The organism is Thiomonas sp. X19, from assembly GCF_900089495.1.
In the GTDB taxonomy this organism is placed as follows: domain Bacteria; phylum Pseudomonadota; class Gammaproteobacteria; order Burkholderiales; family Burkholderiaceae_C; genus Thiomonas_A.
Genome location: NZ_LT605203.1, coordinates 4,458,311 through 4,483,173 on the forward strand (window position 1 = coordinate 4,458,311; position 24,863 = coordinate 4,483,173).

Here is a 24,863-nt window from a genome sequence, read left to right on the forward strand (position 1 = left end):
CAGATCAAGCCCCATACGAGCAGTCCAGCATCGGCAGGAACCCCCCGGCGATCAGGCGCGTGCCATCAAAGACCGGGGGCTGATCGTCGAACTGCATGCGTGGGTCGGCGGTCACCTTGGCCATGCCTTCATCGCGGCTACGCTTGTCCGGCCACTCGACCCAGGACAGCGCTACGGCTTCATCCGGTTTCGCGCCAGCAGCAGCACGAAAGCTGGGATAACACTCCGACGACAGTCGAACCGTCGCCCCGTGATACGTCGCGGCCTCCGGCCCTGCTTCGTCCAACCAGCTCTCGACCACGCGCAGCGCGCCGTGCTCGCGTACCACCTCTGCTGAGATCTGTGCGAGTGCCTCGTACCGCGCCCGATGGGCGCATGGTACCGGGGTCAGGTAGCAGTCGATGTAGTTCATGTATTGCCTCTAGCTAGCGGTGGGGCTCGTCATAGGGGTTGCTGGCGGGTTGACCACGAAGATCGAACCAGAGGTCGTCAGGCTCCGAACGATCGCGAAGACAAATCCGGCCGTGATCTGGATACGTCATGCGATCTACCTTTGCGCGAGTCCCAACCACCAAGCAACGCGTCGGTGTATCGCTGCGATTGACCAGACAGTGCCCTACAGATTCGCCAGCGCGAAATGTCGCCGCGTCCCCCGCGTGAAGCACGGTCTCAGTCTCTCCCTCGATCAGCGATACCTCACCTTCAAGCACGAAGACGAGTTCGTCCTCGGCACTGTGCCAGTGCTTGAGCGAAGAACGGGAGCCAGGCATCAAGATCTCAATGCACGCCCCAAACTGCGTCAACCCACCGGCTTCGCTGATCCAGTGAGTGCGTGCTTGGCCGAGAATGTCGTCGGAGAGGCGATCTTCCACGGGGCACTCTTCCAGTCTCCATGCGGGCATCTTGCTGTCCTTGTCGTTACTCTCGTGCCGGTGCATATTCGAGCGCGACGATGCCGCACGCGAAGGGCGTCGCCTGTTGGCGCCGACCGAAAACTGAGCCACTTATGAGGGTAGTGCCGACCCAAAACTGAGCCAGGTGAACGACCTACTCTGCTGCTTTTTTGAGCAGCAGAGGACCAGGAGTGATCACCATGGACATGATTGGCAGGATCCGGCATTTGCATGCCCGGAAGAACAAATCGGAGCGCGAGATTGCGCGCATGACAGGGCTCTCGCGCAACACGGTTGCGAAGTGGTTGCACGGCGAGGTGGACGGCCCACCGAAGTACCGGCGCGGAGAGCAGCCCAACAAGCTCACGGCGTTCCACGACGCGCTCAGGCAAGCGTTGAAGGCCGACGCGCGGCGGCCCAAACACGAGCGGCGCACGGCCAAAGCGCTGTACGCCGAGATCAGGCGCGCGGGCTATGAGGGTGGCTACACGCGGGTGACCGACTTCATCCGGGCGTGGCGCCAGGGCGAAGGCCAGGGGTCTGCGGTCAACGCTTTTGTGCCGCTGGCCTTCGAGCTGGGCGAAGCCTTCCAGTTCGACTGGAGCGAGGAAGGCATGGTGATTGGCGGCATCTACTACCGGGTGCAGGTCTCCCACATGAAGCTGTGCGCCAGTCGGGCCTTCTGGCTGGTGGCCTACCCCAGCCAGGGCCACGAGATGCTGTTCGATGCCCACACCCGGTCGTTCGCGGCGCTCGGCGGCGTGGCGCGCCGGGGCATCTATGACAACATGAAGACGGCCGTTGACAAGGTCAAGAAAGGCAAGGGACGCATCGTCAACGAGCGCTTTGCCACCATGTGCGCGCACTACCTGTACGACCCGGACTTCTGCAACGTGGCCAGTGGCTGGGAGAAAGGGGTGGTGGAGAAGAACGTGCAGGACAGCCGTCGGCGCATCTGGACCTGCGCGGCCAAGATCAAGTTCGGCAGCTTCAGCGAACTCAACGCCTGGCTGGGCCAGCGCTGCCGCGCGTTGTGGGACGAGGTGCGCCACCCCGAGCACACCCAGTTCAGCGTGGCCGAGATGCTCGAACACGAGCGCGCGCACCTCATGCCCATGCCGGTGCCGTTCGATGGCTACGTCGAGAAACCCGCGCGGGTCTCCAGCACCTGTCTGGTGTCGGTGGCGCGCAACCGCTACTCGGTGCCGTGCGAGCTGTTCGGCAAGCTGGTCAGCACGCGGCTGTACCCGGCCAGCGTGGTGGTCGTGGCCGACGACAGGATCGTGGCGCGCCACGACCGGCTGAGCAATGCTGGCGAGACCCGGTATGACTGGCAGCACTACATCCCGCTGCTGCAGAGGAAGCCCGGCGCACTGAGGAACGGCGCGCCGTTTGCCGACATGCCCGAGCCTCTGCAGCGGCTGCGCAACCCGGGCGGCGACCGTGTGATGGCGCAGGTGCTGGCCATCGTGCTCAGTGCCGGGCTGGACGCGGTGCTGGTGGCGGTGGAGTTGGCACTGGAGACCGGGCCGCCGGGCAAAGTCAGCGTGGAGCATGTGGTCAATGTGCTCGGGCGGTTGAACGCGGTGCCGGTGCCGCCGACGGCGGCCACGCCGTTGCAGGCGTCGACACCGCCGCGGGCCAACACAGCGCGCTATGACAGCCTGCGTACGGGCGGCGCCGAGCCCGCCACTGCGGACGTCGCCATCGACACCACCGAGGGGGCCGGCCATGACGCAGCGTGACGTGACGGTCGAGCTCAAACAGCTGCGCCTGCACGGCATGGCCGGCGCCTGGGCCGATCTGGTCGAGCAAGGCGGCGGCGAGGCAGGCGGTGTGGGCATCGAGTCCTCACGCTGGCTGATCGAGCATCTGTTGCAGGCCGAAGGCACCGATCGTGCGATGCGCTCGGTCAGTCACCAGATGCACGCGGCGAAGTTCCCGGTGCACCGCGACATGGCGGGCTTTGACTTCGAGGTCTCGCCGGTGGACCGCAAGCTAGTGGAGACTCTGGCCACCACGGCCTTCACTGAGGAGGCGCACAACGTGGTGCTGGTGGGCGGGCCCGATCACGCGACATGATGCTCACCTCACCACGTTATTGAAGTTCAAGAGAAATCTGTCGAGGATCGTCTGGGAGCGGACGCACGCCAGGCGATGAGACCGATGCGCGGACCTCGGGACGCTGTAAATCGGCGGCCTTGATGGCCCAAGGCGCGCCCTTGCAGGCCTGCGTGGCGGGAAGTGTAGCGACGCTGATCATGCGCAGCACCGTCATCTTGCTCGTCCCGAGCGCTTCAGCGGCTTGCTCCAGAGTCAACTCACCACGCGCTTCGCGCTCTCCATTTTGGTAGACCGCAATGTGGTGGTCGCCGCGGAACGAACGCACCCGCATTTCCGTCCAGGTATGCCCTTTGCCAGTCCGGTGGCCGAGACGATTCAGCAACGAGGCGATGCCAGCGTCACCCAACTGGCGTGCGAGCTGCACGATCAGAACCTGGACCCCAACATCGGTGGTCCAGCGGTGCTGTCCCGTGCGGTTCTTCACCACGCTCAATTCGGTGTGGTCGCCTCCCTGCCAATGCATGACGAGTTCGATGCGCGCCTCGTCCACGCGCGCCACGATCTCCCTGATCACGCAGCGCAGGATGCGCTTGCGCACGGCGTTGCTGGCCGAAGGATGGGACCACACCCGCGGCAAGTCGGTGCCCAGGGCCATGAGGTCGTCGCGCTGCTGTGGCGTCAGGCTCCATTCGGTCACGGTCTGCAGCGTCTTGATCTCCGCCTCGCGCCGGGTAACCTCGGAGAGGCGCTCGTTCCAGCGCCGCTCAAGTTCGGCGGCCACCAGTCGATTGCCGGGGTCAACGGCGTCGAACTGCCGCTGCGCACGCGCCGCCTCAAAGCGCGCCTGCTCCAACGCGAGTTCGAGCTGGCGCCGCGTCGCGTGCTCATCGTTGGCATGGTGCTCGATGGCACGCAGTGCGGCCTGCACCCCAAGCGGCAGCAGCACGCTCAGCACTTCGCCGGAGACGGCCTCGTCCACGCGCAGCGAGCCGAAAGAAATGCATCCAGGCACCGCGCCATGATTGATCGCGGCCCCCTTGCAGTGATAGCGGGCGATGGTGCCGTCGCTGCCGCTGTAGGCGACGTGCAGCTTGCGACCACAGTGCGCGCATCGCAGCAACCCGGCCAGCAATGCCTCTCCGCGCCGGGGTGCGCCGCGCGCCATGCTGCCGCGCATGTTGGTGTTGTCGGCGATCACGCGCTGGTTGTGCTCATAGGTCGGCCAATCAATGTACCCCTCGTGGTGCTCCTGGATCAAGACCTGCCAGTGCTCCTGGGCACGACGATGGCCGTGCACGACGCGCTTGCGGCCGGCTTCGATCCGGACGCGTGTCTCGGTGCGGCCAAACGCATAGGCGCCGGCATAGACGGGATTGGTGAGAATCTTGAGCACCGCGTTATAGACCGGCAGACGCCAGATCACGCAGCGCCGGCCGTTCTCGTAGACCGCCGAGGGCAGATCAATGCGCTCTTGTCGGAACCACAGCAGCGCCTGGCGCACGCTGCCGGCCTGTGCGAATCGACGGAACACGGCCGCGATCGCTTCGCGGATGCGCAGATCGGCGTCGCGTTCAATCCGGTCGCCCTCGCTGCGCACATAGCCGATCGCCACCGTCGTGTGCAGATCACCCCGCGCCGCCTTGAGCTTGAGGGCTTCGACGGATCGTTGGCGAAGGAGGGACAACTCCATCTCCGACATCGTGCCCTTCATGCCCAGCAGCAACCGGTCGTTGACGCTGCGTGGATCATAAATGCCGTCTTCGTCGACGATGAGGCTGCCCACCAGTGCGCAGAATTCCAGCAGCGTGTGCCAGTCGCGACCGTTGCGTGCCAGGCGCGATGCCTCAATGGACACCACGGCGCCGACCTGGCCGCTGCAGATCGCCGCCAGCAGTCGCTCAAAGCCTGGCCGTGCGACGCCGCCGGCGGACACACCGAGGTCGTCGTCGATGACCACGACCTCGGTCCAACCGAGCGCGCGTGCCCGATCGGCCAGGGCGTATTGGCGCCGGCGACTCTCATGGTTGTGGCGCAACTGATCGGCTGTGGACTGGCGCACGTACACGTAGGCGCCACGCGCCAAGTGCTCAGGGTTGATCTTGTTCATCGTCATCCTCCATGTGTTCAACGACGTCGGACTGACTTGCCACCTGCCACAGGAGTTGGCTCAGCAGTTCGACGAGGTCGTCGTGACGCTGCTGCAATCGCGTCAGTGGTGCTGGCGCCGTTGCGGCGTCGAACAGGTCGGCTTGCACGAGCGGGATCGCTCGCGGCGGGGTTGGCTTCATCGACGCCTCCGTGTGCCTGGGAAATGGTCGATGAACATAGGACTGCGTCGAGTTCGCCTCGCAGCGCAAGCAGGCAGCGCAGCAACATCCGCGGAGGCCAGTGCGTGGGCACATCGCCGGCCGCAGGTAGTGTCATCCACTGCGGTAGATGCGCCCTCGTGCCGTCGGGCTGACGGACAATCAGGAAGTCTTCGGTTCCATGCCTGACTCGGCCGAGCACCTCAACTTCATGACCCGTCCGGGGATGGAACGGATAGTTGATGCGAGCCAGCTCGACGAGCTGTTCGCGGGCAGTATGTGACTGCTTCGCCTGGCACTGGAAAGACCCATCTGGCCACGGCCATGGGCGTCTCGGGCATCACCCGGCACGGCAAGCGGGTGCGGTTCTACTCCACGGTCGATCTGGTCAACGCACTGGAGCAGGAGAAGGCCCAAGGCAGGGCCGGGCGCATCGCCACCAGCCTGCTGCGCATGGACCTCGTCATCCTCGACTCATGTTGAGTCGTTGGTTATGTGGAGTCCGCGACCAACCTCGGAGGGTCATGCACCGCCGCGAACTCCACATAACAGTCAGAGCCGGCGAAGCCAATCCACCAAGTTGACGCCGCCGAGCGCCAGGTTGCCGGCCTTCGGCGGGGCCAGCGCGTCTGGGAACACCTGAAGCAGCGCCTGTCGCTTGAGGTCCAAGTCAGCGCGCGCATACACCATCGTGGTGTTCAGGCTTGCGTGCCCGAGCCACTGGCTGATGCTGGCGAAGTCGACGCCAGCCTTGAGCAAATGAATCGCAGTGGTATGGCGGATCGAGTGCGGATGAATCGACTTGCCCGCCAGAGTTGCGGACTTGGACGCTGCATCGGTCAGGTAGCGCTGTAGGAGGTAACGAACGCCGAATCGCGTGAGCGGTTGGCCGCGTTGGTTGATAAACAGCGGAAGATCGTTCGCGTCCCCCTCGCGTGCCGTACACAGCGGACGTAAAAGGCTGGCGGTGGTCGCCCAGATTGGGCACACCCGGATCTTGTTTCCCTTGCCAGTCAATCGTACCTGCGCCGGGGCATCCAGACGAACGTCACGCGCCCTAAGGTCAAGGATCTCCTGAACGCGTGCACCGGTGTTGAACATCAGCGCGAACAGTGCATAGTCGCGCCGTCCACGATCATCCGACCGATCAATCGCGTTGAGCAATTCGCGAACCTCATCATGCTCCAGATACTCAATCGGCGCGGTCTTGGCGCCGCGCTTGAAGGGCACAGCCAGCAACTCCTGCAGTGTGCCCATGTGCTGCGGATGCTCGGTGGCGAGGAACCGTGCCAGGGTATGCAGGGCGGCGAGCCGGGCATTGCGCGTGGCGATGCCGTTACCACGGCGGTCCTCCAGGCTGGACAAGAACTGAGTGACGCGTTCGGACCGGAGATCGTTGATCTCCAGACGTTCGACTCCGCGTCCGGCGTCCTGCGAGGCGAACCTCAGGAAGAGCACGATGGCGTCGCGATAGCTTCGGATCGTATGGGTGCTTATCCCTCGCTGGTTGGGCAGATAGTCCTGGAAGAAGCGCACGAGCGCTCGCCCGAGGTTGTTCTGGTGGAAGGCTTCCATCACGCCACCCCGCCCGATACCAAGCTGCCGAAGGCGGCCTCGAAGCGATCGCTGGCCGCCTGCGCGAGCTCGGGTATCCAGCGCAGGTAGTACGCCGTAGACACGATCGAGACGTGGCCCATGTACATCGCGAGCTTGGGCAGGTTCGACTGCACGTCAGCACCCTGGCGGTACCAGCGCAACAGACACTGGACAGCAAAGCTGTGGCGGAAGTCGTGCACGCGAGGTCGCCGCCCATCCCACCCTCGGACGTTCGCCGACTCGACCAATTCCTGCAACCCGGTGCTCAGGCCGGTGCCCGTGTAGCCATGGCAATGCCGTGTGCCGTGGCACAGCAAGGGCTGCGTCGGCGCTGACTCGCCCCATTGATGTTGGCGACGTAGGAGGTACACGCGCAGCTCTGCCCCTGCATCCTTGGATAGCGGCACCCACCGGGACTTGTGGAACTTGGACTCCCGAACACGCAGCACCGCGTCCAATGCGTTGACGTCGCCGAGTTGAAGGCGAAGCAGCTCACCGCGACGCAGTCCGGCTGTGTACAAGAGCACTGTGGCCAGCCGCAGAACGTCCGGTCGCAACGCCGAGTCCGGGGTCGGCCTGACCGCCTGCGCTGCGGCCAGCATGCGGCCGACCGCCGCCGGGGCGATGATGACGGGCGCCTTGTGAGGATGCGGCCTCGGGAACCGGTTCGGATCGGGAACAAAGCATGATGGCTCGCTGCGCTGGCGATACAGGCACCAGTTGCGAGCGATGCGCTGCCGGTTGCGGCGCACATTGCCGGTCAGGCCTTCATGCAATGCACACCATCGCTCGAACAAGTGGAGAGTCACATCGCGTTCGCCGGTTGCGCAGATAAAGTCGCGCAGCGAATGCAGGATGTTTTCTTCGGCGACGTAGGCCCGCCCCAACGCCCTCTGGCGTTCCAGATAGTCGGCGATGCTCCGACCAAACGCATTGCTTGATGTTGTTGATGACATGGCCGCCCCCTACACCGCTTGGGCCTGTGGAACAGGCAATGCCACATCACGCAGCGCGTCCAACTGCAGGCGAAGGTAGACGCATGTGCTCTCCAGGCCGCGATGACCGAGGACGTCGCCAATGGCCTTGATGCCAACACCTCGTTGCAGCAGACGCATCGCGAAGCTGTGGCGCAAGCAGTACGCCGAGGTTCCCTGCAACGCCAGCCCACTGCGCGCAGCACGGGTCTGGTAGAGATTGCACACGGCGGTGTGCTTGATCGCGCCTGAGGGGCCGCGAGCCCGCAGAAACAGCTCCGGCCGGGCGCTGCCGGTTCTGCCGGCCTTCAGATAGCGCTTGATGACGCCCAGGGTCCTATCGGCCAGCGGCAGCAGCAAGACCGATCGAGTCTTGCGCTGCTCGACACGCAGAGTCTTCGCTTGCCAGTCGATGGCGTCCATGCGAAGCGAGGCGACTTCGCATGGACGCAAGCCGTAGTGCGCCATCAAATATAGGATCGTGTAGTCGCGCCAGCCCGTTGACTGCTTGCGGTCGATTGAATGCAGCAGTGCCTGCATGGTCGCCCACGGGATCGCTCTTGGCGGTAATTCGCCGCGATACACGCGCGGCGAGTCGATGGCATCCAGGCGTACGGTCAACAGGCCCCGCATGTGACAGAACCGAAAAAACGAGCGCAGGCGAGCGACCCATTGCTGCAGGCTCTGGCGGCTGATGCGCTTGCCGGTTGCGACCACGTGGCGCTCGATCTGCTCTCGCGTCAGATCGCTGACATCCAAACCGGCTGACAGAGTCTCTTCGAGGAAGGCCGCAACCGTCGAGACGTGTTGCGCCACCGTCGGTGGACTCAACCCGCGAACGGCATTGAGGTGGTCACGATAGGCATCGAGAACCTGGGCATGCGGCCGGGCGTCGGTCTCCGGCCGCCACCTGCCTTGATCTGCCAGACATCGCGCGAACGCACGCCGTGTGGCGGCGAACAATACTCCGCCCGGTGCGGTAGCGAAGACCCGATCCAAATCGGCGCGGGCCAACATTGAAGCCAGAGGTTCGTCCCCCAGTTCCAGAATCTGTCGCAGCCTGCGGACATGGCACTGGACCACATCGTGACGGTAGCCAGTGTCGGCCAACCATCCCGCGAACAACTCCAACTCATCGCCAAACGGCGACGCAACATAGCGCCGGTGGTACTTCGGGAAGATCTGCTCAAGCATGGTGACCTCCATGGCCGTCAAAGGGACGGTCAAGGTAGGCCTACACCACGGTTATGTTGAGTTCATCGTCACCGTCGGTGAGGCGGGACATGCGTCGCGTCCCGTAGCTTCACATAACCAACGACTCAACATGAGTCGATCAGCAGCAGGTCGAGCTTGGCCAGTTGCGTCATGCGGCGCGCGTAGCTGCCGTCGCCGTGGGCGACCTGCAGTTCGTCGAACAGGCGCGCGGCGCGCGTGTACAGCACCGCGAAGCCCGAGCGCGCGGCCTGATGCGCCAGGGCGCAGCCCAGCCAAGTCTTGCCGCAACCGGTGGCGCCGGTGATGAGCAGGTTCTGCGCGTGGCGCAACCAGTCGCCGCCGGCCAGGTTGGCGATGAGATGGCGATCCAGGCCGCGGCTGGCACGCCAGTTGATGTCCTCCACGCAGGCGGCGCCGACCTTGAGCTTGGCGGCCTTGAGCAGGCGCTGCATGCGGCGGTCGTCACGCCAGGCGATCTCGCTCTGCACGAGCAGCGTGAGCCTCTCGTCGAAGCCCAGCGCGGCCGCCGCCGTGCTGCTGGCCTGGTCCGTCAAGGCGTGGACCATGCCGTCCAGGCGCAGCTCGCGCAGTTGGTTCAGGGTGTGTTCATTCAACATCGTTCCTCTCCGTCAGTGGTGGTAGTAATCGGCGCCGCGCACGTTCTCGTGCTCGGGCAAGGCGGTGGACGCCGCGGTGGGGGGCGAGGCGTGCTGGCGATCGAGCCCGCTCTTGAGGATCGAGGCCACGCTGCGGTAGGTCGGCGAGCGGATCGCCAGCGCCCTGGTGCAGGCGGCTTCCAGGCGCGCCGGCGTGTACTCGCGCGCCAGGCGCTGCAGCCCCAGGCAGGCGCGGTAGCCCTGCTCGGGATGCGGGCGGTGCTCGAGCTGCCAGGTCACGACGCCGGCGGCGGCCACGCCGATGCGCCGCCCCCAGGCGATGAGCTTGGCCGGGGTCCATTCCAGGTGCGCGCGGTGCGACGCTGGCATGTGCTCAGGGATGGTGGTGTGGTGGCCGCGGCGGGTGTCCAGGGCATGGCAGGCCACGCGCTGGTTGGCGTGGAAGATCTCCAGCAGCCCGGCGCCCATGCGCATCTCGACCGCGCCGCCGACCAGTCGGTGCGGCACGCTGTAGTAATGGCCCTCGAACTCAACGTGATAGTCGACGTTGACCTTGGCCTGCTTCCAACTGCCAATCGCATAGCGCGTGGCCGGCAGCGGCGAGAGCGCGGGGGCGTCGAGCGCCAGGAAGGCCTCGCGCCGGCAGCCGGGAAGCTTCTGGAACGGGCGCAGGTTCAGATCGGCAATGAGTTCGGCGATCGCCGCATTGAGTTCGACCAGGCTGAAGAAGCGGCGGTTGCGCAGCCGCGCCAGAATCCAGCGCTCCACCAGCAACACCGCACCCTCGACCTTGGGCTTATCCCTCGGATGTGCCGGGCGCGCGGCCAGCAGCGCGCAGCCGTAATGGTTGGCGAACTCCTCGTAGGTGCGGTTGGGCAGCGGGTCGTAGTTGTCGGGGTGCTTGATCAGGGCGCGCGCCTGGTCGGGCACGATCAGCCGCGGCACGCCGCCGAAGAACTCCAGCGCCTGAACCTGAGCGCCGATCCAGTCGGCGGTGGTCTGGCGCGGCGTGGCGCAGGCGTAGGTGTAGCTCGACGCCCCCAGCGTGGCCACGAAGATCTGTGCGGCGCTGATCTCGCCGGTGGTCGCGTCGATGATCGGCACCGTCTGCCCGGCGTAGTCGACGAACAGCTTCTCGCCGGCCACATGTACCTGGCGCATCGAGCGCTTGAGGCTCTGGGCCCACTCGCGGTACTTGATGCAAAAGCTCGTGTACTTGTAGGCCAGCGCATTGCCCTGGGCGTACTCCTCCCACAGCAGCAGAAGCGTCACGCCAGGGCGCTTGATCTCTTGGTGGATGGCGGCGAAATCGGGGGTGAGCTGATAGCTGGCGCGCGGCACCGGCGGGCGAAACAGGCGCCCCTCCAGTTCGGCGTCGGTCAGCGTCTGGGCCACTGCCCAGTCCACCCCGGCCACGCGGGCCAGCGACACGTACTTGCCCACCACGCTCTTGGACATCTTGAGCGCGCGGGCCACCTCGCTGTAGGTCAACCCAGCCTGCAGGTGCAGGCGTAATGCCTCTCGGATCTGGCGCATCGTGATTCTTGTTGTGGGCATCGGCGTCGCTCGAAAAAAGCGACCAGCCTAGGCCCGGTCAAGGGATCACTTGCACGCCCCCGATCGTCCACGATCACGCTGAAACAGCGTCCACGATCAGTCTGAAACGCCGTCCACGATCACGCTGAAATCGCGTCCACGATCAGCCTGAAATGCCGTCCACGATGGGCTGAAATACGCACTGCGCGGATGACAAGTTCCTGGATCACAGTCTTCAGACGCCGTCGCCTGGCCGCATGGCGCACCGGTGCATGCGGCCCCAGCAGCCCTTGCTGCCCCATGAGGCGCAGCACGTTCATCGTCAGGGCCGCAAGCTGGCAGACAAGATCGTTCGTGTCGAACTTCCCCGAGGGCAGTCGCTCCAGATCCATGTCGGTTTTGAATTCCGCATGGAACTGCTCGTGCGTAGCGTGCCCGGCGTACAGGTCGATGATCGCCTCGGCGCTGATGGCCTTGGGCAAGCTTGTCGTCCAGCCCTCCAAGATGATCTCGGGGACCAAAAACTGCTGGCCACGGGCATCGACGGTGCGCTCCGTGATGCGCACAATGCGGCGCAGGCGATGGGCGATGCCTTCGACCTGCACGGCCACCTCCCAAACCGCCACGCGCTTGCCTGCGCGCGGATGCTGCCACAACAAACCCCCTTCCAGTTCCTGCCGTCGCAAGACCTCCAGAGGATCGGTCTTGCGGGGATTCCACTTGATCAGAACATCGACCCGGGGCAGTCCTGGCCTGTTGCAGCGCTGCATGTCGGCCATCAAGGCGGCCGAGCAAAACCCCGCATCCATGCGCACGAGAATCGGCGCCTTGGGGCCTGCGGTCGACAGGCGCTGCGCCATGGGCACGGCCGTCTCGAGGTTGTAGGTCGTCTCCGAAGCCGAGTGCTGCGCGCCCGGACGTAGGGCGAACTCCAGGCAAAACCCATGCGTGCCCAGGTAGGCCGCCAGCGGGCAGTAGCCATCGACCCCCGCGTAGGTGCGGCTCACCCCATCCTTGGCTGTGCCCGAGTTGTCCATCGCGAAGGTGTCGATGTCCAGCGGCACATGACCGCAAGGCAAAAGACCATAGTCCGGTTGGCTCTTGCGCAGCAGCGCTTCAATCGCCTGGGAGGTGAAGTCAAACCACAGGGCGGCCTGCGCATCCAGGCGCTGGCGCAGGGTGGGCGAGGACGGCACACCCACCAGACCCAGCGCCTCCTGGAAGAAACGATCGCCTCGAAAGCCTTCGATGGCATCGAAGTCGCTCTTGCTCTGCGCGAGCAAGCCAACATAGCTGCGCATCAGTGTGCTGGGCGGCAGTCCGCCGCGGCAAGGCCACTGGGCATCCAGGCGTTTGAACAGAGGATCGAGGCGCTTGAGGTGATGACCGACAAGGGCCAGACCGGCCACCGGCGTCAGGTCATAGTCGAGTTGCTTGACGCGAAATCCAAACCCCATGCCATACCCCGGAACGTTCACCCGCTGGGTGAGAAGACAAAGGGGTCATTTTATCGAATAAACCATTATGCATCAACAACTTATGAAAATTCCGCATGCCCGAGCTCACGGATTCAGGAATCCGATCAACTGTTTCAGTATTCGACAATCGGTAACCAAATACACCGGAAGGGCTTCCGCATACTCTGGTTTGTATTTTCTGCTGATGGCTTAAATCACTGTGATCAATAAACCCCGAGGAAAGCGATGAAACAACGCCGAGATTTTCTCAAGGCGGCCGGTGCGGCGGGTGCCGGCCTGACGCTACCAGCCTGGGCCCAGGCGGCCGGTCTGTTCGATATCCCAACCCCCCAGCTCCCGAGCGGTGACGTGGCGGAATCCGTTCTGCACGCCTTGCCCGGCAAGAGGCCGCTGATCAAGCGCACCTATCGGCCCGCCAATTATGAAACGCCGGTGGAGTATTTCAACGAGGCCCTGACGCCGAATGATGCCTTTTTCGTGCGCTGGCATCTGGCCGACATACCCCAGGCTCCGGACGAGAACAGCTGGAAACTCAAGATTGGCGGGGATGCCGCGAATACCCCGGTGGAGTTTTCCATGCAGGATTTGAAAACCCAGTTCGAACAGGTCGAACTGGCCGCGCTGTGCCTGTGTTCGGGCAACCGGCGCGGCTTTTTCGAGCCCCATGTGCCAGGTGTGGAATGGAGTTACGGCGCCATGGGCAATGCGCGCTGGAAGGGGGTGCGCCTGAAGGACGTGCTGGCCAAGGCTGGAGTGAAGAAGGAGGCCATCGAAGTGTCCTTGAACGGCGCCGACAAGGGCTCGCTGGACAAGACGCCGGACTTCATCAAGAGCCTGCCGGTATGGAAGGCGCTGGACGACAACACCATCCTGGCCTGGGAGATGAACGGCCAGCCCCTGCCGGTGTACAACGGCTATCCGCTGCGCCTGGTGGTGCCGGGCTGGACGGCAACTTACTGGGTCAAGATGATCGATGAAATCCAGGTCGTCTCCAAACCGTGGAGCGGGTTCTGGATGAACCCGGCCTACCGCGTGCCGCTGGGCAAATTCCCGGCCATCGATCGTTTCGTCTCGCAGGAAAGCCCGGGCGGCAGCAACACCCCGATCACCAGCATCGTGGTCAATTCCCTGTTCACCAACATCCAGCCCGGGGCGAAGCTGGCCGCCGGACGCACGCACGAGCTCAAGGGCATCGCGTGGGACGACGGCCGCGGCATCGTGCTGGTGGAGGTGTCGGAAGACGGCGGCCGCAGCTGGCGCGACGCCCGGCTCGGGCAGGACCTGGGCAAATACTCCTGGCGCCAGTTCAGCTATCCCTACACCCCGCGCAAAAAAGGGGCGGCCAGCGTGATGGCGCGCGCCACCAACGCGGCCGGCAGCACCCAGACCTTCAGCCTGATCTGGAACCCTGCCGGCTACAACCACAACGTGGTGCAGAAGGTCGACCTGCACATTGCCTGAGGAATGAAGCGATGAAACTCCGACACATGATTGCCGTTCCCGGCCTGCTGCTGGCCTGCCTCGGCGCGGCCGCGGCCGACGAATCGCGCGTGCAACTCGCCCCCGGCGCCGGCAAGGACCTGGTGGCCGCCAATTGCGTGATGTGCCACAGCTTGGACTACATCCGGATGAATTCGCCCTTCCTCGATGAAAAGGGCTGGACCGCCACGATGAACAAGATGGTCAAAGTCATGGGCGCCCCGATCAAGGAGGAGGACCAGAAAGCCATCATCGCCTATCTGGTGGCGCAGTACGGGAAGAAGTGATCCGCTTCGCGCCGCTCACGCAGCAAACCTGTTGCGCCAATGCAGCTATGGGCGAGCGGGGTTTGCGGTGAGGCGGGCACAGTGCTTCAATGAAAAGAGCCGGTCGAGGACCGGCCCTTTTTTTTACTCGCCATGTGGAATCTCACCGGCCCCATCCAGCACATCAGCAACTACCACGCTGAGCTCACGCGCGTCCGACGTGACCTGCATGCCCATCCTGAACTCGGTTTCGCGGAGCATCGCACGGCGCAATTCGTCGCGACTGAACTGAGCCGCTATGGCGCGGACGAGGTCCACGCCGGCATCGGCCGCACTGGAGTGGTCGGCGTGATCCGGGGGCGCCTGGACGCGAAACCCTGCCCGGATGTACCCGAGGGCGCAGCCGCCGAGTCCTGCGTGCGCGCCGTCGGCCTGCGGGCCGACATGGACGCCCTGCCCATCAAGGAAGACAACGACTTTCCCTGGCGCTCCAGCAAGGGTGGGGTGATGCACGCCTGCGGCCACGACGGCCACACCGCCATGCTGCTGGGCGCGGCCCGCTACCTGGCCGCCACGCGCAACTTCGCCGGCACCGTGCACTGCATCTTCCAGCCCGGCGAGGAGGGCCTGGGTGGGGCCAAGGCGATGATGGACGACGGCCTGTTCGAGCGCTTCCCGACCGACTGGGTGTTCAGCATGCACAACTGGCCGGCCTTGCCACCCGGGCGCATTGGCCTCACACCCGGCCCGATGATGGCGGCGGCCGACCGCATCACCATCAAGGTCACCGCCGAAGGCGGGCACGGCGCGCACCCCTATATGACCATCGACCCGGTGCTGGTGTCGGCCCACATCATCACCGCGGTGCAGAGCATCGTCGCCCGCAACGTCAACCCGCTCGACGAAGCCGTGGTCAGCATCTGCGCCATGCAGGGCGGCGACCTGTCCGCCATGAGCGTGATTCCGCGCCAGGTCACTCTGGTGGGCACGGTACGCACCTTTCGCGCCGAGGTGCAGGCGCTGGTGGAAAAGCGCCTCGGCCGCATCGTGCAATCAGTCGCGCAGGCCTTCGGCGCCAGTGCCGAGTTGCACTACGAACGCATCTACCCCGCCACCATCAACACGCCGCAAGTCGCGCATTACGCCGCCGAAGTGGCCGCCGAGTTGGTGGGCGACGCCGCCGTGGTGCGCGACCTGCCACCCAGCATGGGCGCCGAAGACTTCGCCTTCATGCTGCAGGCCCGGCCTGGCGCCTACCTGCGGCTGGGCCAGGGCTGCGAGGCCGGCGGCTTCCTGCACACCCCGCGCTACGATTTCAACGACGCGGTGCTGCCGCTCGGCGCCGCGCTCTATGCCCGCCTGGCGGAACGGGCCTTGAGCCAGGTGGCGGGGACGATGCTGTGATCATGCTTGCGGTTCACTGCCACAGCCTCTAGGCTGCGCCGAATCAGTCCGGGGAATTTCCCTGCGGCAAGCTGCACCTGACCCAAAGGAAACACCATGAGCTTGATCGGTTTTCTCATCATCGGCATCATCGCCGGCTGGTTGGCAGGAAAAATCACCAAAGGCAGCGGCTTTGGCCTCCTGGGCGACTTGGTGGTCGGCGTCGTTGGCGCCTTCCTCGGCGGCTTTCTCTTCCGCCTGCTGGGCTTGTTCCCCGGCGGCGGCATCCTCCCCAGCCTCATCGTCGCCACCTTGGGTGCCATCGTGCTGCTGTTCCTGATCCGGCTGGTCAAGCGCGCCTGAACACCCTTGCGGGTGACGGTTCGCGTCACCCGCAGACCAAAAACGTCTCACCTTGCCGCAGGCTGGCAGGCTGCTCAGCTCGCTACCCGGTGTTGTTCAGCCCAGCGTCACCCGCGCAAATTTGCGTTTGCCCACCTGCAGCACCACGGTGCCGGCACCAAGTTTCAGCGCGCGGTCTTCGGCTACGGCACCGTCCACGCGCACGCCGCGCTGCTCGATCATGCGCAGGGCCTCGGCGGTGGAGGGCACCAGCCCGGCCTGTTTCAGCGCGGCTGGCAGGCTCAGGCCGTCTGCGGGCAGGCTGAGCTGCAATTCGGGAATGTCGTCCGGCACGCCGCCGCGGGCGCGCAACTCGAAGTCGGCCTGCGCGGCGTCGGCAGCCGCGACGCTGTGGAAGCGGGCGACGATCTCGCGTGCGAGCATCACCTTGGCGTCTTTCGGGTTACGACCGGCGTCCACCTCGGCCTCGAGCGCGGCGATCTCCTCCAACGGCCGGAACGACAGCAGCTCGAAATAGCGCCACATCAGCACGTCGCTGATGGACAGCAGCTTGGCGAACATGGTCGCGGGCGGCTCCTGAATGCCGATGTAATTCCCTTTTGACTTGGACATCTTCTCCACGCCGTCCAGCCCCTCCAGCAGCGGCATGGTCAGGATGCATTGCGGCTCCTGGCCGTATTCCTTTTGCAACTCGCGTCCGACCAGCAGGTTGAACTTCTGGTCGGTGCCGCCGAGTTCCAGATCACTTTTGAGCGCGACCGAGTCGTAACCCTGCATCAATGGGTAGAGCAGTTCGTGCATGGCGATGGGTATGCCCGCCTTGTGGCGCTGGGTGAAGTCGTCGCGTTCCAGCATCCGCGCCAGGGTGTACTTGGCGGCGAGGCGAATCATGCCGTCGGCTCCCAGCGGTTCGCTCCACTCGGAGTTGTAGCGAACCTCGGTTTTCTGGGGGTCGAGCACCAGGCTGGCCTGGGCGTAATAGGTTTCGGCGTTGATCTTGATCTGCTCGATGGTCAGCGGCGGGCGCGTGGCGTTGCGCCCGGACGGGTCGCCGATGCGCGAGGTGAAATCGCCGATCAGAAAAATGACCGTATGGCCCAGATCTTGCAACTGCCGAAGCTTGTTGAGAACGACGGTGTGGCCGATGTGGATGTCCGGCGCCGTGGGGTCGAGACCGAGCTTGATGCGCAGCGGCTGACCGGTGGCGGCGCTGCGATTGAGCTTGGCGACCCAGTCGGCTTCCACCAGCAGTTCGGCGCAGCCGCGTTTGGTCACGGCCAGGGCTTGTCGCACCGCCTGGGCCTGTGCCGGGTTCAAAGGCGGCGCCAGAGATGCGCGAGTGGTGGGGCGGGACGGGGAGGCGCCCTGTGGGGCGTCAGGTTTGTGAGCAAAGGAATCAGCCATGGACTTATGTGGATTTTCGCGTGAAACGGCTGTTAAACTCGGCGCCGCCCTGCAGCTTGGCTCTCGTGAGCACACGCAACATCGCGCAGGCCTTGCAGTGTATTGGAGCCGCATCTGGCGGCCTGCTCCACCCGCTGCGGCGGAGAACGGCTTGAACCGGCAGTCGTCCGGCATCGTCCGCCGTTTCATGGCGCGGTGCGCTCCACCCCCTTCGCCCTGGTTGGCTGATGCCGACCGGTTGTTCCGCCACTCGACATTCAAGGAGTGCGCATGAGTTTTATCGCGAAAACATCGGCCCAGCTACGCGCTGGCGTGCTTCAGCTGCGTGAAGCGGTCGAAGGTCACCCTGGACGCGTCACCGCCGCCGTGGGATCAGTCCTGCTCCTGACCAGCGCCACCGCGTTCGGCCTGGCCGAATACGGCCCCCAGCCCCAGTTGCCGCCCGCCACCACGTTGACCGTGCCGCTGTCGCTCGACCTCACGCCGCAGGCGCAGGCGCTCGAAGACCAGCCCCAATCGGTTTACGCCACGGCCTATGTCCAGGCTGGCGACACCGTGGAATCGCTGCTGCGCCGCCTGCAGGTCACGGACCCGGCCCAGCTGCGCCAGCTTGCCGCCAATGCCGAACTGCACGCCCTGCTCGGAGAGCCGGGACATGTGGTCACGGCCCAGGTGAACAGCCTGGGCGAACTGGTGCGCTTGCAGGCGCGTCTGCCGCAGGTGGCCAAGGCGCTGACGGCGAAGGGCCAATCCCCTGCTGCCCACAGCGCAAACTTGGCGCCGGCTCAGCCAGCGGAGCAGCCCTGGCGCCTGCTGACGCTGGTGTCGCAGCCGGACGGCGTTTTCCAGAGCGAGGTCACGCAACACACCGCGCAGGCGCAGTTGCGCATGGCCACCGGCATGGTCCAGAGCACCCTCTTCGCCGCGGCCGACGCCGCCGACATGCCCGATTCCGTCGCCACGCAAATGGTGAACCTGTTCGCCGGAGAGGTGAACTTCCGGCGCGACCTGCGCCCGGGCGACCGCTTCACCGTGGCCTACCGCGTGTATGAAGCCCAGGGGCAGGTGCTGCGCGTGGGGCGCATCGTCTCGGCCGAAATCATCAACCAGGGGCATGTGCATTCCGCCGTGTGGTTCAACCCGCCCGGTCGCCCGCAGGCCGCCGGTTACTACAACCCCAAGGGGGGCAGTCTGGCGCGCGCTTTTCTGCTGTCGCCACTGCCGTATGACCGCCTGACCTCGCCTTACGGCTGGCGCATCAGCCCCATCTTCCACAAGCCGGAATTCCACAAGGGCATCGACCTGGCCATTCCGGTGGGCACGCCGGTGAAAACCATTGCCGACGGCCGCGTGGTCTACGCCGGCTGGGGTACGGGCTACGGCAAGTATGTGAAGGTGGTGCATCCCGACGGGTTCGCCACCATCTACTCGCATCTGAGCAAGTTCGAGGTGCATGTGGGCGAGCAGGTGAAGCAGGGCGAAGTGGTGGCGCTGTCGGGCAACACCGGCTGGTCCACCGGGCCGCACCTCTATTTCCAGTTTTTCGTCAACGGCACCCCGGTCAATCCGCTGACCATTGCGCATTACTCGCCCAAGGGCACGCCGGTTCCCGCCGCCTTGCGCACCGAATTCTTCGCCCAGACCGCCACACCGCGGCAGATGCTGGCCCTGGTTCCCGGGCCTGAGGTGGCCAGCGTGAATGCCTCGGGCACGCCAGGCGCGCGCGGCACCAGCCAGCAACAGGGGTGAAGCCGATGACTCGCCTGCCGTCCCCGCAGACGTTCCGTGCTCGCTTGCACGCCATGCGCGCGGAACTCGCCCAATCCAGCCGCGCTGCGCGCGATGTCTTGCAGGCCCATCCCCGGCGCGTGGCGCTGGCCGTGGGCCTGGCGCTGATGGGCAGCGGCATCGCTGCCTACGCCATCGCTCCCGGCACACCCGACCCGGCGCTCAGCCCGCAAACCACCCTGACCATCGCCCTGCAGACCGATGCCGCGTCTCAGGCGCAGGCGCTGGACGATCAGCCGGTCGTGCTCTACCGCACGACCCAAGCCAACCGCAGCGATACGGTGCAGACCCTGCTCAAACGCCTGGGCGTGACCGACCCGGCCACCTTGCGCCAACTCAGCGCCGACAGCCAGATGCGCAGCCTGGTGCTGAGCAATACCGGCGCCGAAATTTCAGCCCAGGTCGACAGCGCCGGGCAGCTTCGCCAACTGCAGGGCAATCTAGCCTTGGCGCCGCCGCAACGAACAGCGGCAGACGCGCCGTCTACCAAGGCGTCCCCCAAAGGGGTGCAGGCTGATTCGGCCGCCCCGGCCGACGCCGTTTGGCAGCGGCTGACCCTGTTGCCTTCAGCCGACGGCTGGTCCAAGACCCTCACGCCGTTGGCCCTGCGGACCCAGACCCGCGTGGCCGCAGGCGAAATACGCGGCACGCTGGCCAGCGCTGCGCAAAGCGCCGACCTGCCTTCCACCGTGATGGCGCAGCTCGGACGCATCTTTGCCGACCGCCTCAACCTCAAGCGCGATCTGCGTCGCGGCGACCGCTTCGCCGTGGTCTACGAAATGCTCACGGTGGATGGCCGTCCGGTGCGTACCGGTCGAGTGCTCGCCGCCGAAATCACCAGCCGCGGCAAGAGCGTGCAGGCGCTGTGGTTCGCACCGCGCGGCGCGCCCGGGCTGGCGTCCTATTACACCCCGCAGGGCCACAGCCTCAACCGCGTGTTCCTCCCCTCGCCCATGCCAGGGGCGAAAATCACCTCCCGCTTCGGCATGCGTTTCGACCCCGTGGTCAAGCGCATGCAGCTGCATGAAGGGGTCGATTTTCAAGCCGCCGTCGGCACCCCGGTGCGCACGGTGGCCGACGGCCGCGTGGTCAAGGCGGGGCAGGAAACGGGCTACGGCAATATCGTGAAAATCGACCATCCCGGTGGTTTCGAGACGGTGTACGCCCACCTCAGCAAGCTCGATGTGCACGCCGGCCAGCAGGTCACGGCCGGCCAGATCATCGCCAAATCGGGCAACACCGGCTGGTCCACCGGAGCGCATCTGCACTTCGAATTCCAAGTCAAGGGCCAGGTGGTCGACCCCCTGAAAATGGCGCAATACGTGCCACCCAGCCAGGCTTTGCCGAGTGGCGAGCGCGCCAGCTTCATGGCCGCCACCGCCTTGCTCAGCACCCAGCTCGCGCAGGCGGCGGGCTCGGGCTCGCGTCTGGCCAGTGCCACGAAACTCGTGCCCTCGACGCAGGCCGACTGAGCACATTCGGCCGCAGCGCCCGCAACCACCCCAGGGACGCCGCTTGCATGGCCCAGCCCGCGGCTCGCAGCTCACGCAACTCATGCAGTTCACCATTGGCCTGATGTCGGGTACCTCGCTCGACGGGGTCGATGGCGTGGTGCTGCAACTGCCCAAGGTTGAGGCTGCCCCGGCCGCCCAGGCGGTGCCCGTTCCGCAACACGCCGCGCAGGTCGCCGCGTCGCCGCTGCGCGTGCTCGGCCATGCTCACCGCCCTTTCCCAGCGGCCTTGCGCACCGAGCTTGCCGCGCTGAATCAAGCGGGCGTGGACGAAATCCACCGCACCCATCTTGCCGCCGTCCAGCTCAGCACGCTGTATGCCGAGGTGGTGGCCGACTTGCTGCAGGCCACCGGCCTGCAGGCGGCGCAGATTGCCGCCATCGGCGCCCACGGCCAGACCGTGCGCCACCGGCCCGACTGCGGCTACACCGTGCAGATCAACGCCCCGGCGCTGCTGGCCGAGCGCTGCGGCATCGCCGTGGTGGCCGACTTTCGCAGCCGCGACATGGCCGCAGGTGGCCAGGGCGCGCCCTTGGTGCCGGCCTTCCACCGTGCCGTGTTCTGGCAGCCGGAGGAAGCCCTGGCCGTGCTCAATCTCGGCGGCATCGCCAACCTCACCTTGATCGACACCGAGGGTCACACGACCGGCTTCGACAGCGGCCCCGCCAACGCCCTGCTCGACGCCTGGGCGCTGCGCCACCTGGGCCTGGACTACGACGCCAACGGCACCTGGGCAGCCGGCGGAGCGGTGTTGCCGGGCCTGCTGCAGGCCTTGCTGGCCGACGCGCATTTCCAGGCCGCGCCACCGAAAAGCACCGGGCGCGACCATTTCCAGTTGCAATGGCTGGAGCAGGCCATGCACGCCGCGCCCATGGCCGAGCACGCCGCCGCGCCACGCGACGTGCAGGCCACGCTGGCCGAACTCACGGCGCAAAGCGCAGCGCAAGCCCTGCACCGTCATCTGCCTGCGGCCAAGACCCTGCTGGTGTGTGGCGGCGGCGCCTTCAACGCCGACCTCATGCGCCGGCTGCGCGCCCGGCTTCCTGGGGTCGACGTGCTGGCGTCTTCCACACGCGGCCTGCCGCCGCAGCAGGTCGAAGCGGCGGCCTTCGCCTGGCTCGCTGCGCAAACCTTGGCCGGGCTGCCGGGTAATGTGCCCGAGGTCACCGGCGCGCGCGGGTTGCGGGTTCTCGGCGCCATCTACCCGGCCTGAGCGCCAAGCTTTCGCAGCAGCGCAAACACGGCGCCGACGAAAAAGCCGCCCGAAGGCGGCTTTTCAGCGCACAAAGCGCACAAGGAAAAAACTCTGGACTCAGGTCGAGAACGACGAGCCGCAACCGCAGGTGGTGGTCGCGTTGGGGTTCTTGATGACGAACTGCGCGCCTTCCAAACCTTCCTTGTAGTCGATCTCGGCGCCGGTGAGGTATTGCAGGCTCACCGCATCGATCAGCAGGGTGACGCCGTTTTTGGCCAATTGCAGATCGTCGTCGTTCACCGCTTCGTCGAAGGTGAAGCCGTACTGGAAGCCGGAGCAGCCGCCGCCCTGCACGAACACGCGCAGCTTGAGGTCTGCGTTGCCTTCCTCGTCGATCAGTTCCTTGACCTTGGCCGCGGCGCTGTCGGTGAACAGCAGCGGGCTGGGCATCTCGGCCGCAGCGGTTGAAGGGGCAATGCTGTCTTGCATGACTGCGCTCATGGTTTTCTCCTGGATACGTTCTTATTTTAGGCCGCGACTGCCCGAGCCAGCGTGGGTGGTGTGAAAACCCGCCGCAGGCCTCGGGGCGCTTCAGGGCAGAAGCGCGAGTCCATCCAGCCCCGTGGTCTCGGCCAGGCCGAACATCAGGTTCATGTTTTGCACCGCCTGGCCCGAGGCGCCCTTGGTGAGATTGTCTTGCGTCACCAGCAGCATGGCGGTGTCGGGCGTGGGTTTGTGCACCGCCAGGCGCAACACATTGGCACCACGCACGCTGCGGGTATCTGGCGCGCTTCCTGCGGGGAGCACGTCGACGAAGGGCTCGTTCGCGTAAAAGCGCGTGTACAAATCCTGCAAATCGAGCTTTTGCCCTTCGGGCGTGAGGCGCGCATACAGGGTGCTGTGCATGCCGCGAATCATCGGCACCAGGTGCGGCACGAACAGGCAGTTCAGGCTGGCGTCGGCGTCGGCCAGGCCGGCGATGCGGCGCAGTTCCTGATTGATTTCCGGCCCGTGGCGATGGCCCTTCACCCCATAGGCCCTGAAATTGTCGGCGGCCTCGGCGAACAAGTTGCCCAGTTCCGCCTTGCGCCCAGCGCCCGAGACGCCTGACGCGCAATTGGCGATGAGGTGCGCGCCGTCCACCAGCCCCGCCGTGCGCAACAGCGGGGCGAAGCCGATCTGCGCCGTGGTGGGGTAGCAACCCGGGTTGGCGACGATGCGCGCCTTGCGGATGGCATCGCGGTTGAGTTCGGGCAGGCCGTAAACGGCTTCGGCCAGCAAATCCGGGCAAGCGTGCGGCATGCCGTACCAATGTTCGAACGCGGCGGTGTCACGCAGGCGGAAGTCGGCTGCCAGATCGATGATGCGCACCCCGGCGCCCAGCAGGCTGTGCGCCTGGTTCATGGCCACGCCGTGCGGGGTGGCGAAGAACACCAGGTCGCACTGCGCCAGCGGTGCCTCGTCGGGAGTTGAAAAGCGCAGATCGGTATGGCCGCGCAGGCTGGGGAACATGTCGGCCACGGGCTGGCCGGCTTCCTTGCGCGAGGTGATGGCGAGCAGCTCGGCTTGCGGGTGGCGCAGCAGCAGGCGCAGCAATTCCACACCCGTGTAGCCCGTGCCGCCAACGATTCCGATCCGCACCGCGCCCATCCCATCACCTCCACATGTCGAGGGCTGTCATGGTAATGGGCGGCGGCGGACGCCGCACCGGGCTCAAATCTGTGTGCTGCCAGGTTTGTGGAATTCACTCGGCGCCGGACGATTCAAGTTCTTGGGTTCGCTCGCGGCCGGAACGAAAACATGGCAAGCATGAAAAAGCCCGTCTCATGGACGGGCTTTTCTGGATCGAGGCGATGAAACTTGGCGCCTCGATCGTTCCGGGCTTGCTGCTTAGCGCTTGGAGAACTGCTTGCGACGACGCGCGCCGTGCAGGCCAACTTTCTTGCGCTCCACCTCGCGGGCGTCGCGGGTGACGAAACCGGCGTTCGACAGGGCCGACTTGAGCGCCGCGTCGTAGTCGATCAGCGCGCGGGTGATGCCGTGGCGCACCGCGCCGGCCTGGCCGGACTCGCCGCCACCGCGCACATTCACCTTGATGTCGAACAGCGCTTCGTTTTGCGTCAGCACCAGCGGCTGCTTGACCACCATGATGGAGGTCTGGCGACCGAAATACTCTTGCAGCGCCAGGCCGTTCACGGTGATGTTGCCGTTGCCTTTTTTCATGAACACGCGGGCCACAGAACTCTTGCGGCGGCCGGTGCCGTAATTCCAATCTCCAATCATGGCCGCTCCTTAAAGGTCCAGGCTCTTGGGCTGCTGCGCGGTGTGCGGATGTTCCGCCTCGGCATAGACCTTGAGTTTCTTGATCATGGCATAGCCCAGCGGGCCCTTGGGCAGCATGCCCTTGACCGCCAACTGCAGGGCGCGGCCGGGGTGCTTGGCCTGCATGTCCTTGAAGCGAGTGGCGTAGATGCCGCCGGGGTAACCGGTGTGGCGGTAATAAATCTTGTCTTCCGCTTTGTTGCCGGTGACGCGCAACTTGGCGGTGTTGACGACGATGATGAAGTCGCCGGTGTCGACGTGAGGCGTATAAATGGGTTTGTGCTTGCCGCGAAGACGACGTGCCACTTCGCTGGCGACACGGCCGAGGACTTTGTCCGTCGCGTCAATCACAAACCACTCATGCGTCACTTCGGCCGGTTTGGCGCTGAAGGTTTTCATGGATGTGGGTTCATTCACTGGGTTGTGGCGCTTTTGTCCTGCTCGGATGCTGCGGCAGGCTCTCTCACAGGGTC

General features: G+C 65.4%; 22 protein-coding genes and 3 pseudogenes. 10 read left to right on the forward strand and 15 right to left on the reverse strand.

Annotated elements, in window-relative coordinates:
* Positions 1-4: 4 nt before the first annotated feature.
* Both THIX_RS21875 and THIX_RS21880 read right to left on the reverse strand, forming a co-directional pair.
* Positions 5-412: a DUF1428 domain-containing protein gene (locus THIX_RS21875; RefSeq protein ID WP_112487889.1), complete on the reverse strand. Its 408-nt coding sequence runs from the start codon at positions 410-412 to the stop codon at positions 5-7.
* A gap of 13 nt (positions 413-425) precedes the next feature.
* Entirely contained in the window at positions 426-872 is a 447-nt protein-coding gene (locus THIX_RS21880) for a cupin domain-containing protein (protein ID WP_199195346.1), read from the reverse strand.
* Positions 873-1,093: 221 nt separating this feature from the next.
* Here THIX_RS21880 and istA (THIX_RS21885) point away from each other — a divergent pair, with 221 nt between their 5' ends.
* Positions 1,094-2,638 carry an IS21 family transposase gene (istA, locus tag THIX_RS21885; RefSeq protein WP_112488551.1) on the forward strand — a complete coding sequence of 515 codons (1,545 nt, stop codon included), beginning with the start codon at positions 1,094-1,096 and terminating at the stop codon, positions 2,636-2,638.
* A pseudogene (istB, locus tag THIX_RS21890) lies at positions 2,625-2,960 on the forward strand (IS21-like element ISThsp19 family helper ATPase IstB); the annotation flags it as partial. The gene istA (THIX_RS21885) and the pseudogene istB, both read left to right, overlap by 14 nt.
* 31 nt (positions 2,961-2,991) lie before the next feature.
* On the opposite strand, the gene THIX_RS21895 reads toward istB, so the two are convergent.
* Positions 2,992-5,064, reverse strand: a complete 2,073-nt coding sequence (locus THIX_RS21895) for a recombinase family protein (RefSeq protein WP_112486168.1) — start codon at positions 5,062-5,064, stop codon at positions 2,992-2,994.
* A 17-nt stretch (positions 5,065-5,081) separates the two neighbouring features.
* The gene (locus THIX_RS25035; RefSeq protein ID WP_371412929.1) at positions 5,082-5,465 is read right to left on the reverse strand and encodes a hypothetical protein; all 384 of its coding nucleotides are present in this window, start codon (positions 5,463-5,465) and stop codon (positions 5,082-5,084) included.
* Between the two features lie 86 nt (positions 5,466-5,551).
* Here THIX_RS25035 and THIX_RS21905 point away from each other — a divergent pair.
* Positions 5,552-5,737 (forward strand): annotated as a pseudogene (locus tag THIX_RS21905) (ATP-binding protein); the annotation flags it as partial.
* A 78-nt stretch (positions 5,738-5,815) separates the two neighbouring features.
* Here THIX_RS21905 and THIX_RS21910 read toward each other — a convergent pair.
* The 6 genes and pseudogenes from THIX_RS21910 to THIX_RS21935 all read right to left on the reverse strand — a co-directional run bounded on the left by THIX_RS21910 (position 5,816) and on the right by THIX_RS21935 (position 12,658).
* Positions 5,816-6,838 (reverse strand): tyrosine-type recombinase/integrase, encoded by a 1,023-nt coding sequence (locus THIX_RS21910; RefSeq protein WP_112487890.1) that lies wholly within the window; start codon positions 6,836-6,838, stop codon positions 5,816-5,818.
* Entirely contained in the window at positions 6,838-7,746 is a 909-nt protein-coding gene (locus tag THIX_RS21915; protein WP_233224680.1) for a tyrosine-type recombinase/integrase, read from the reverse strand. The genes THIX_RS21910 and THIX_RS21915 overlap by 1 nt, the downstream gene beginning before the upstream one ends.
* Before the next feature lie 78 nt (positions 7,747-7,824).
* The gene (locus tag THIX_RS21920; protein ID WP_112488552.1) at positions 7,825-9,027 is read right to left on the reverse strand and encodes a tyrosine-type recombinase/integrase; all 1,203 of its coding nucleotides are present in this window, start codon (positions 9,025-9,027) and stop codon (positions 7,825-7,827) included.
* Between the two features lie 134 nt (positions 9,028-9,161).
* Positions 9,162-9,665, reverse strand: a pseudogene (locus THIX_RS21925) (ATP-binding protein); the annotation flags it as partial.
* Positions 9,666-9,677: 12 nt separating this feature from the next.
* A complete protein-coding gene (gene istA / locus THIX_RS21930; RefSeq protein WP_112487892.1) occupies positions 9,678-11,222 on the reverse strand; it encodes an IS21 family transposase in 1,545 nt (514 codons plus the stop codon).
* Between the two features lie 119 nt (positions 11,223-11,341).
* Positions 11,342-12,658 carry an IS1380 family transposase gene (locus THIX_RS21935; protein ID WP_112487893.1) on the reverse strand — a complete coding sequence of 439 codons (1,317 nt, stop codon included), beginning with the start codon at positions 12,656-12,658 and terminating at the stop codon, positions 11,342-11,344.
* Positions 12,659-12,904: 246 nt separating this feature from the next.
* Between THIX_RS21935 and THIX_RS21940 the strand changes: the two genes are divergently transcribed.
* From THIX_RS21940 to THIX_RS21955, 4 genes are all read left to right on the forward strand, one after another.
* A complete protein-coding gene (locus THIX_RS21940; RefSeq protein ID WP_112487894.1) occupies positions 12,905-14,140 on the forward strand; it encodes a molybdopterin-dependent oxidoreductase in 1,236 nt (411 codons plus the stop codon).
* A gap of 11 nt (positions 14,141-14,151) precedes the next feature.
* Positions 14,152-14,445 (forward strand): cytochrome c, encoded by a 294-nt coding sequence (locus THIX_RS21945; RefSeq protein WP_233224681.1) that lies wholly within the window; start codon positions 14,152-14,154, stop codon positions 14,443-14,445.
* A gap of 132 nt (positions 14,446-14,577) precedes the next feature.
* Positions 14,578-15,828, forward strand: a complete 1,251-nt coding sequence (locus THIX_RS21950) for a M20 aminoacylase family protein (protein ID WP_112487896.1) — start codon at positions 14,578-14,580, stop codon at positions 15,826-15,828.
* Between the two features lie 96 nt (positions 15,829-15,924).
* Entirely contained in the window at positions 15,925-16,170 is a 246-nt protein-coding gene (locus THIX_RS21955; protein ID WP_112487897.1) for a GlsB/YeaQ/YmgE family stress response membrane protein, read from the forward strand.
* A gap of 96 nt (positions 16,171-16,266) precedes the next feature.
* Here the strand turns inward: THIX_RS21955 and tyrS are convergent, their stop codons facing one another.
* Positions 16,267-17,574, reverse strand: coding sequence for a tyrosine--tRNA ligase (gene tyrS, locus THIX_RS21960; RefSeq protein ID WP_112487898.1), 1,308 nt, complete (start codon positions 17,572-17,574; stop codon positions 16,267-16,269).
* Positions 17,575-17,844: 270 nt separating this feature from the next.
* Between tyrS and THIX_RS21965 the strand changes: the two genes are divergently transcribed.
* The 3 genes from THIX_RS21965 to THIX_RS21975 all read left to right on the forward strand — a co-directional run bounded on the left by THIX_RS21965 (position 17,845) and on the right by THIX_RS21975 (position 22,086).
* On the forward strand, positions 17,845-19,323 hold the full coding sequence (locus THIX_RS21965; RefSeq protein ID WP_112487899.1) for a M23 family metallopeptidase: 1,479 nt from the start codon (positions 17,845-17,847) through the stop codon (positions 19,321-19,323).
* 53 nt (positions 19,324-19,376) lie between these two features.
* Positions 19,377-20,834 (forward strand): M23 family metallopeptidase, encoded by a 1,458-nt coding sequence (locus THIX_RS21970; RefSeq protein ID WP_112487900.1) that lies wholly within the window; start codon positions 19,377-19,379, stop codon positions 20,832-20,834.
* A gap of 82 nt (positions 20,835-20,916) precedes the next feature.
* Positions 20,917-22,086, forward strand: a complete 1,170-nt coding sequence (locus tag THIX_RS21975) for an anhydro-N-acetylmuramic acid kinase (RefSeq protein WP_112487901.1) — start codon at positions 20,917-20,919, stop codon at positions 22,084-22,086.
* 99 nt (positions 22,087-22,185) lie between these two features.
* Here THIX_RS21975 and erpA read toward each other — a convergent pair whose 3' ends face one another.
* The 4 genes from erpA to rplM all read right to left on the reverse strand — a co-directional run bounded on the left by erpA (position 22,186) and on the right by rplM (position 24,789).
* On the reverse strand, positions 22,186-22,569 hold the full coding sequence (gene erpA / locus THIX_RS21980) for an iron-sulfur cluster insertion protein ErpA (RefSeq protein WP_112487902.1): 384 nt from the start codon (positions 22,567-22,569) through the stop codon (positions 22,186-22,188).
* Positions 22,570-22,659: 90 nt separating this feature from the next.
* The gene (argC, locus tag THIX_RS21985; RefSeq protein WP_112487903.1) at positions 22,660-23,718 is read right to left on the reverse strand and encodes an N-acetyl-gamma-glutamyl-phosphate reductase; all 1,059 of its coding nucleotides are present in this window, start codon (positions 23,716-23,718) and stop codon (positions 22,660-22,662) included.
* Positions 23,719-23,958: 240 nt separating this feature from the next.
* Positions 23,959-24,351: a 30S ribosomal protein S9 gene (gene rpsI, locus THIX_RS21990; RefSeq protein ID WP_112487904.1), complete on the reverse strand. Its 393-nt coding sequence runs from the start codon at positions 24,349-24,351 to the stop codon at positions 23,959-23,961.
* Between the two features lie 9 nt (positions 24,352-24,360).
* Complete coding sequence (rplM, locus tag THIX_RS21995) at positions 24,361-24,789, reverse strand: 50S ribosomal protein L13 (protein ID WP_112487905.1); 429 nt, start codon at positions 24,787-24,789, stop codon at positions 24,361-24,363.
* Between the last annotated feature and the right edge of the window lie 74 nt (positions 24,790-24,863).

Coding starts and splice junctions, on each gene's coding strand:
- THIX_RS21935 (WP_112487893.1), bottom strand. CDS start 12,658: ATGGGGTTTGGATTTCGCGTCAAGCAACTCGACTATGACCTGACGCCG.
- THIX_RS21965 (WP_112487899.1), top strand. CDS start 17,845: ATGAGTTTTATCGCGAAAACATCGGCCCAGCTACGCGCTGGCGTGCTT.
- rpsI (WP_112487904.1), bottom strand. CDS start 24,351: ATGATTGGAGATTGGAATTACGGCACCGGCCGCCGCAAGAGTTCTGTG.
- THIX_RS21920 (WP_112488552.1), bottom strand. CDS start 9,027: ATGCTTGAGCAGATCTTCCCGAAGTACCACCGGCGCTATGTTGCGTCG.
- THIX_RS21970 (WP_112487900.1), top strand. CDS start 19,377: ATGCGCGCGGAACTCGCCCAATCCAGCCGCGCTGCGCGCGATGTCTTG.
- THIX_RS21895 (WP_112486168.1), bottom strand. CDS start 5,064: ATGAACAAGATCAACCCTGAGCACTTGGCGCGTGGCGCCTACGTGTAC.
- THIX_RS21940 (WP_112487894.1), top strand. CDS start 12,905: ATGAAACAACGCCGAGATTTTCTCAAGGCGGCCGGTGCGGCGGGTGCC.
- THIX_RS21955 (WP_112487897.1), top strand. CDS start 15,925: ATGAGCTTGATCGGTTTTCTCATCATCGGCATCATCGCCGGCTGGTTG.
- erpA (WP_112487902.1), bottom strand. CDS start 22,569: ATGAGCGCAGTCATGCAAGACAGCATTGCCCCTTCAACCGCTGCGGCC.
- THIX_RS21875 (WP_112487889.1), bottom strand. CDS start 412: ATGAACTACATCGACTGCTACCTGACCCCGGTACCATGCGCCCATCGG.
- argC (WP_112487903.1), bottom strand. CDS start 23,718: ATGGGCGCGGTGCGGATCGGAATCGTTGGCGGCACGGGCTACACGGGT.
- THIX_RS21945 (WP_233224681.1), top strand. CDS start 14,152: ATGAAACTCCGACACATGATTGCCGTTCCCGGCCTGCTGCTGGCCTGC.
- istA (WP_112488551.1), top strand. CDS start 1,094: ATGGACATGATTGGCAGGATCCGGCATTTGCATGCCCGGAAGAACAAA.
- THIX_RS21910 (WP_112487890.1), bottom strand. CDS start 6,838: ATGGAAGCCTTCCACCAGAACAACCTCGGGCGAGCGCTCGTGCGCTTC.
- istA (WP_112487892.1), bottom strand. CDS start 11,222: ATGCCCACAACAAGAATCACGATGCGCCAGATCCGAGAGGCATTACGC.
- rplM (WP_112487905.1), bottom strand. CDS start 24,789: ATGAAAACCTTCAGCGCCAAACCGGCCGAAGTGACGCATGAGTGGTTT.
- tyrS (WP_112487898.1), bottom strand. CDS start 17,574: ATGGCTGATTCCTTTGCTCACAAACCTGACGCCCCACAGGGCGCCTCC.
- THIX_RS21975 (WP_112487901.1), top strand. CDS start 20,917: ATGCAGTTCACCATTGGCCTGATGTCGGGTACCTCGCTCGACGGGGTC.
- THIX_RS21950 (WP_112487896.1), top strand. CDS start 14,578: ATGTGGAATCTCACCGGCCCCATCCAGCACATCAGCAACTACCACGCT.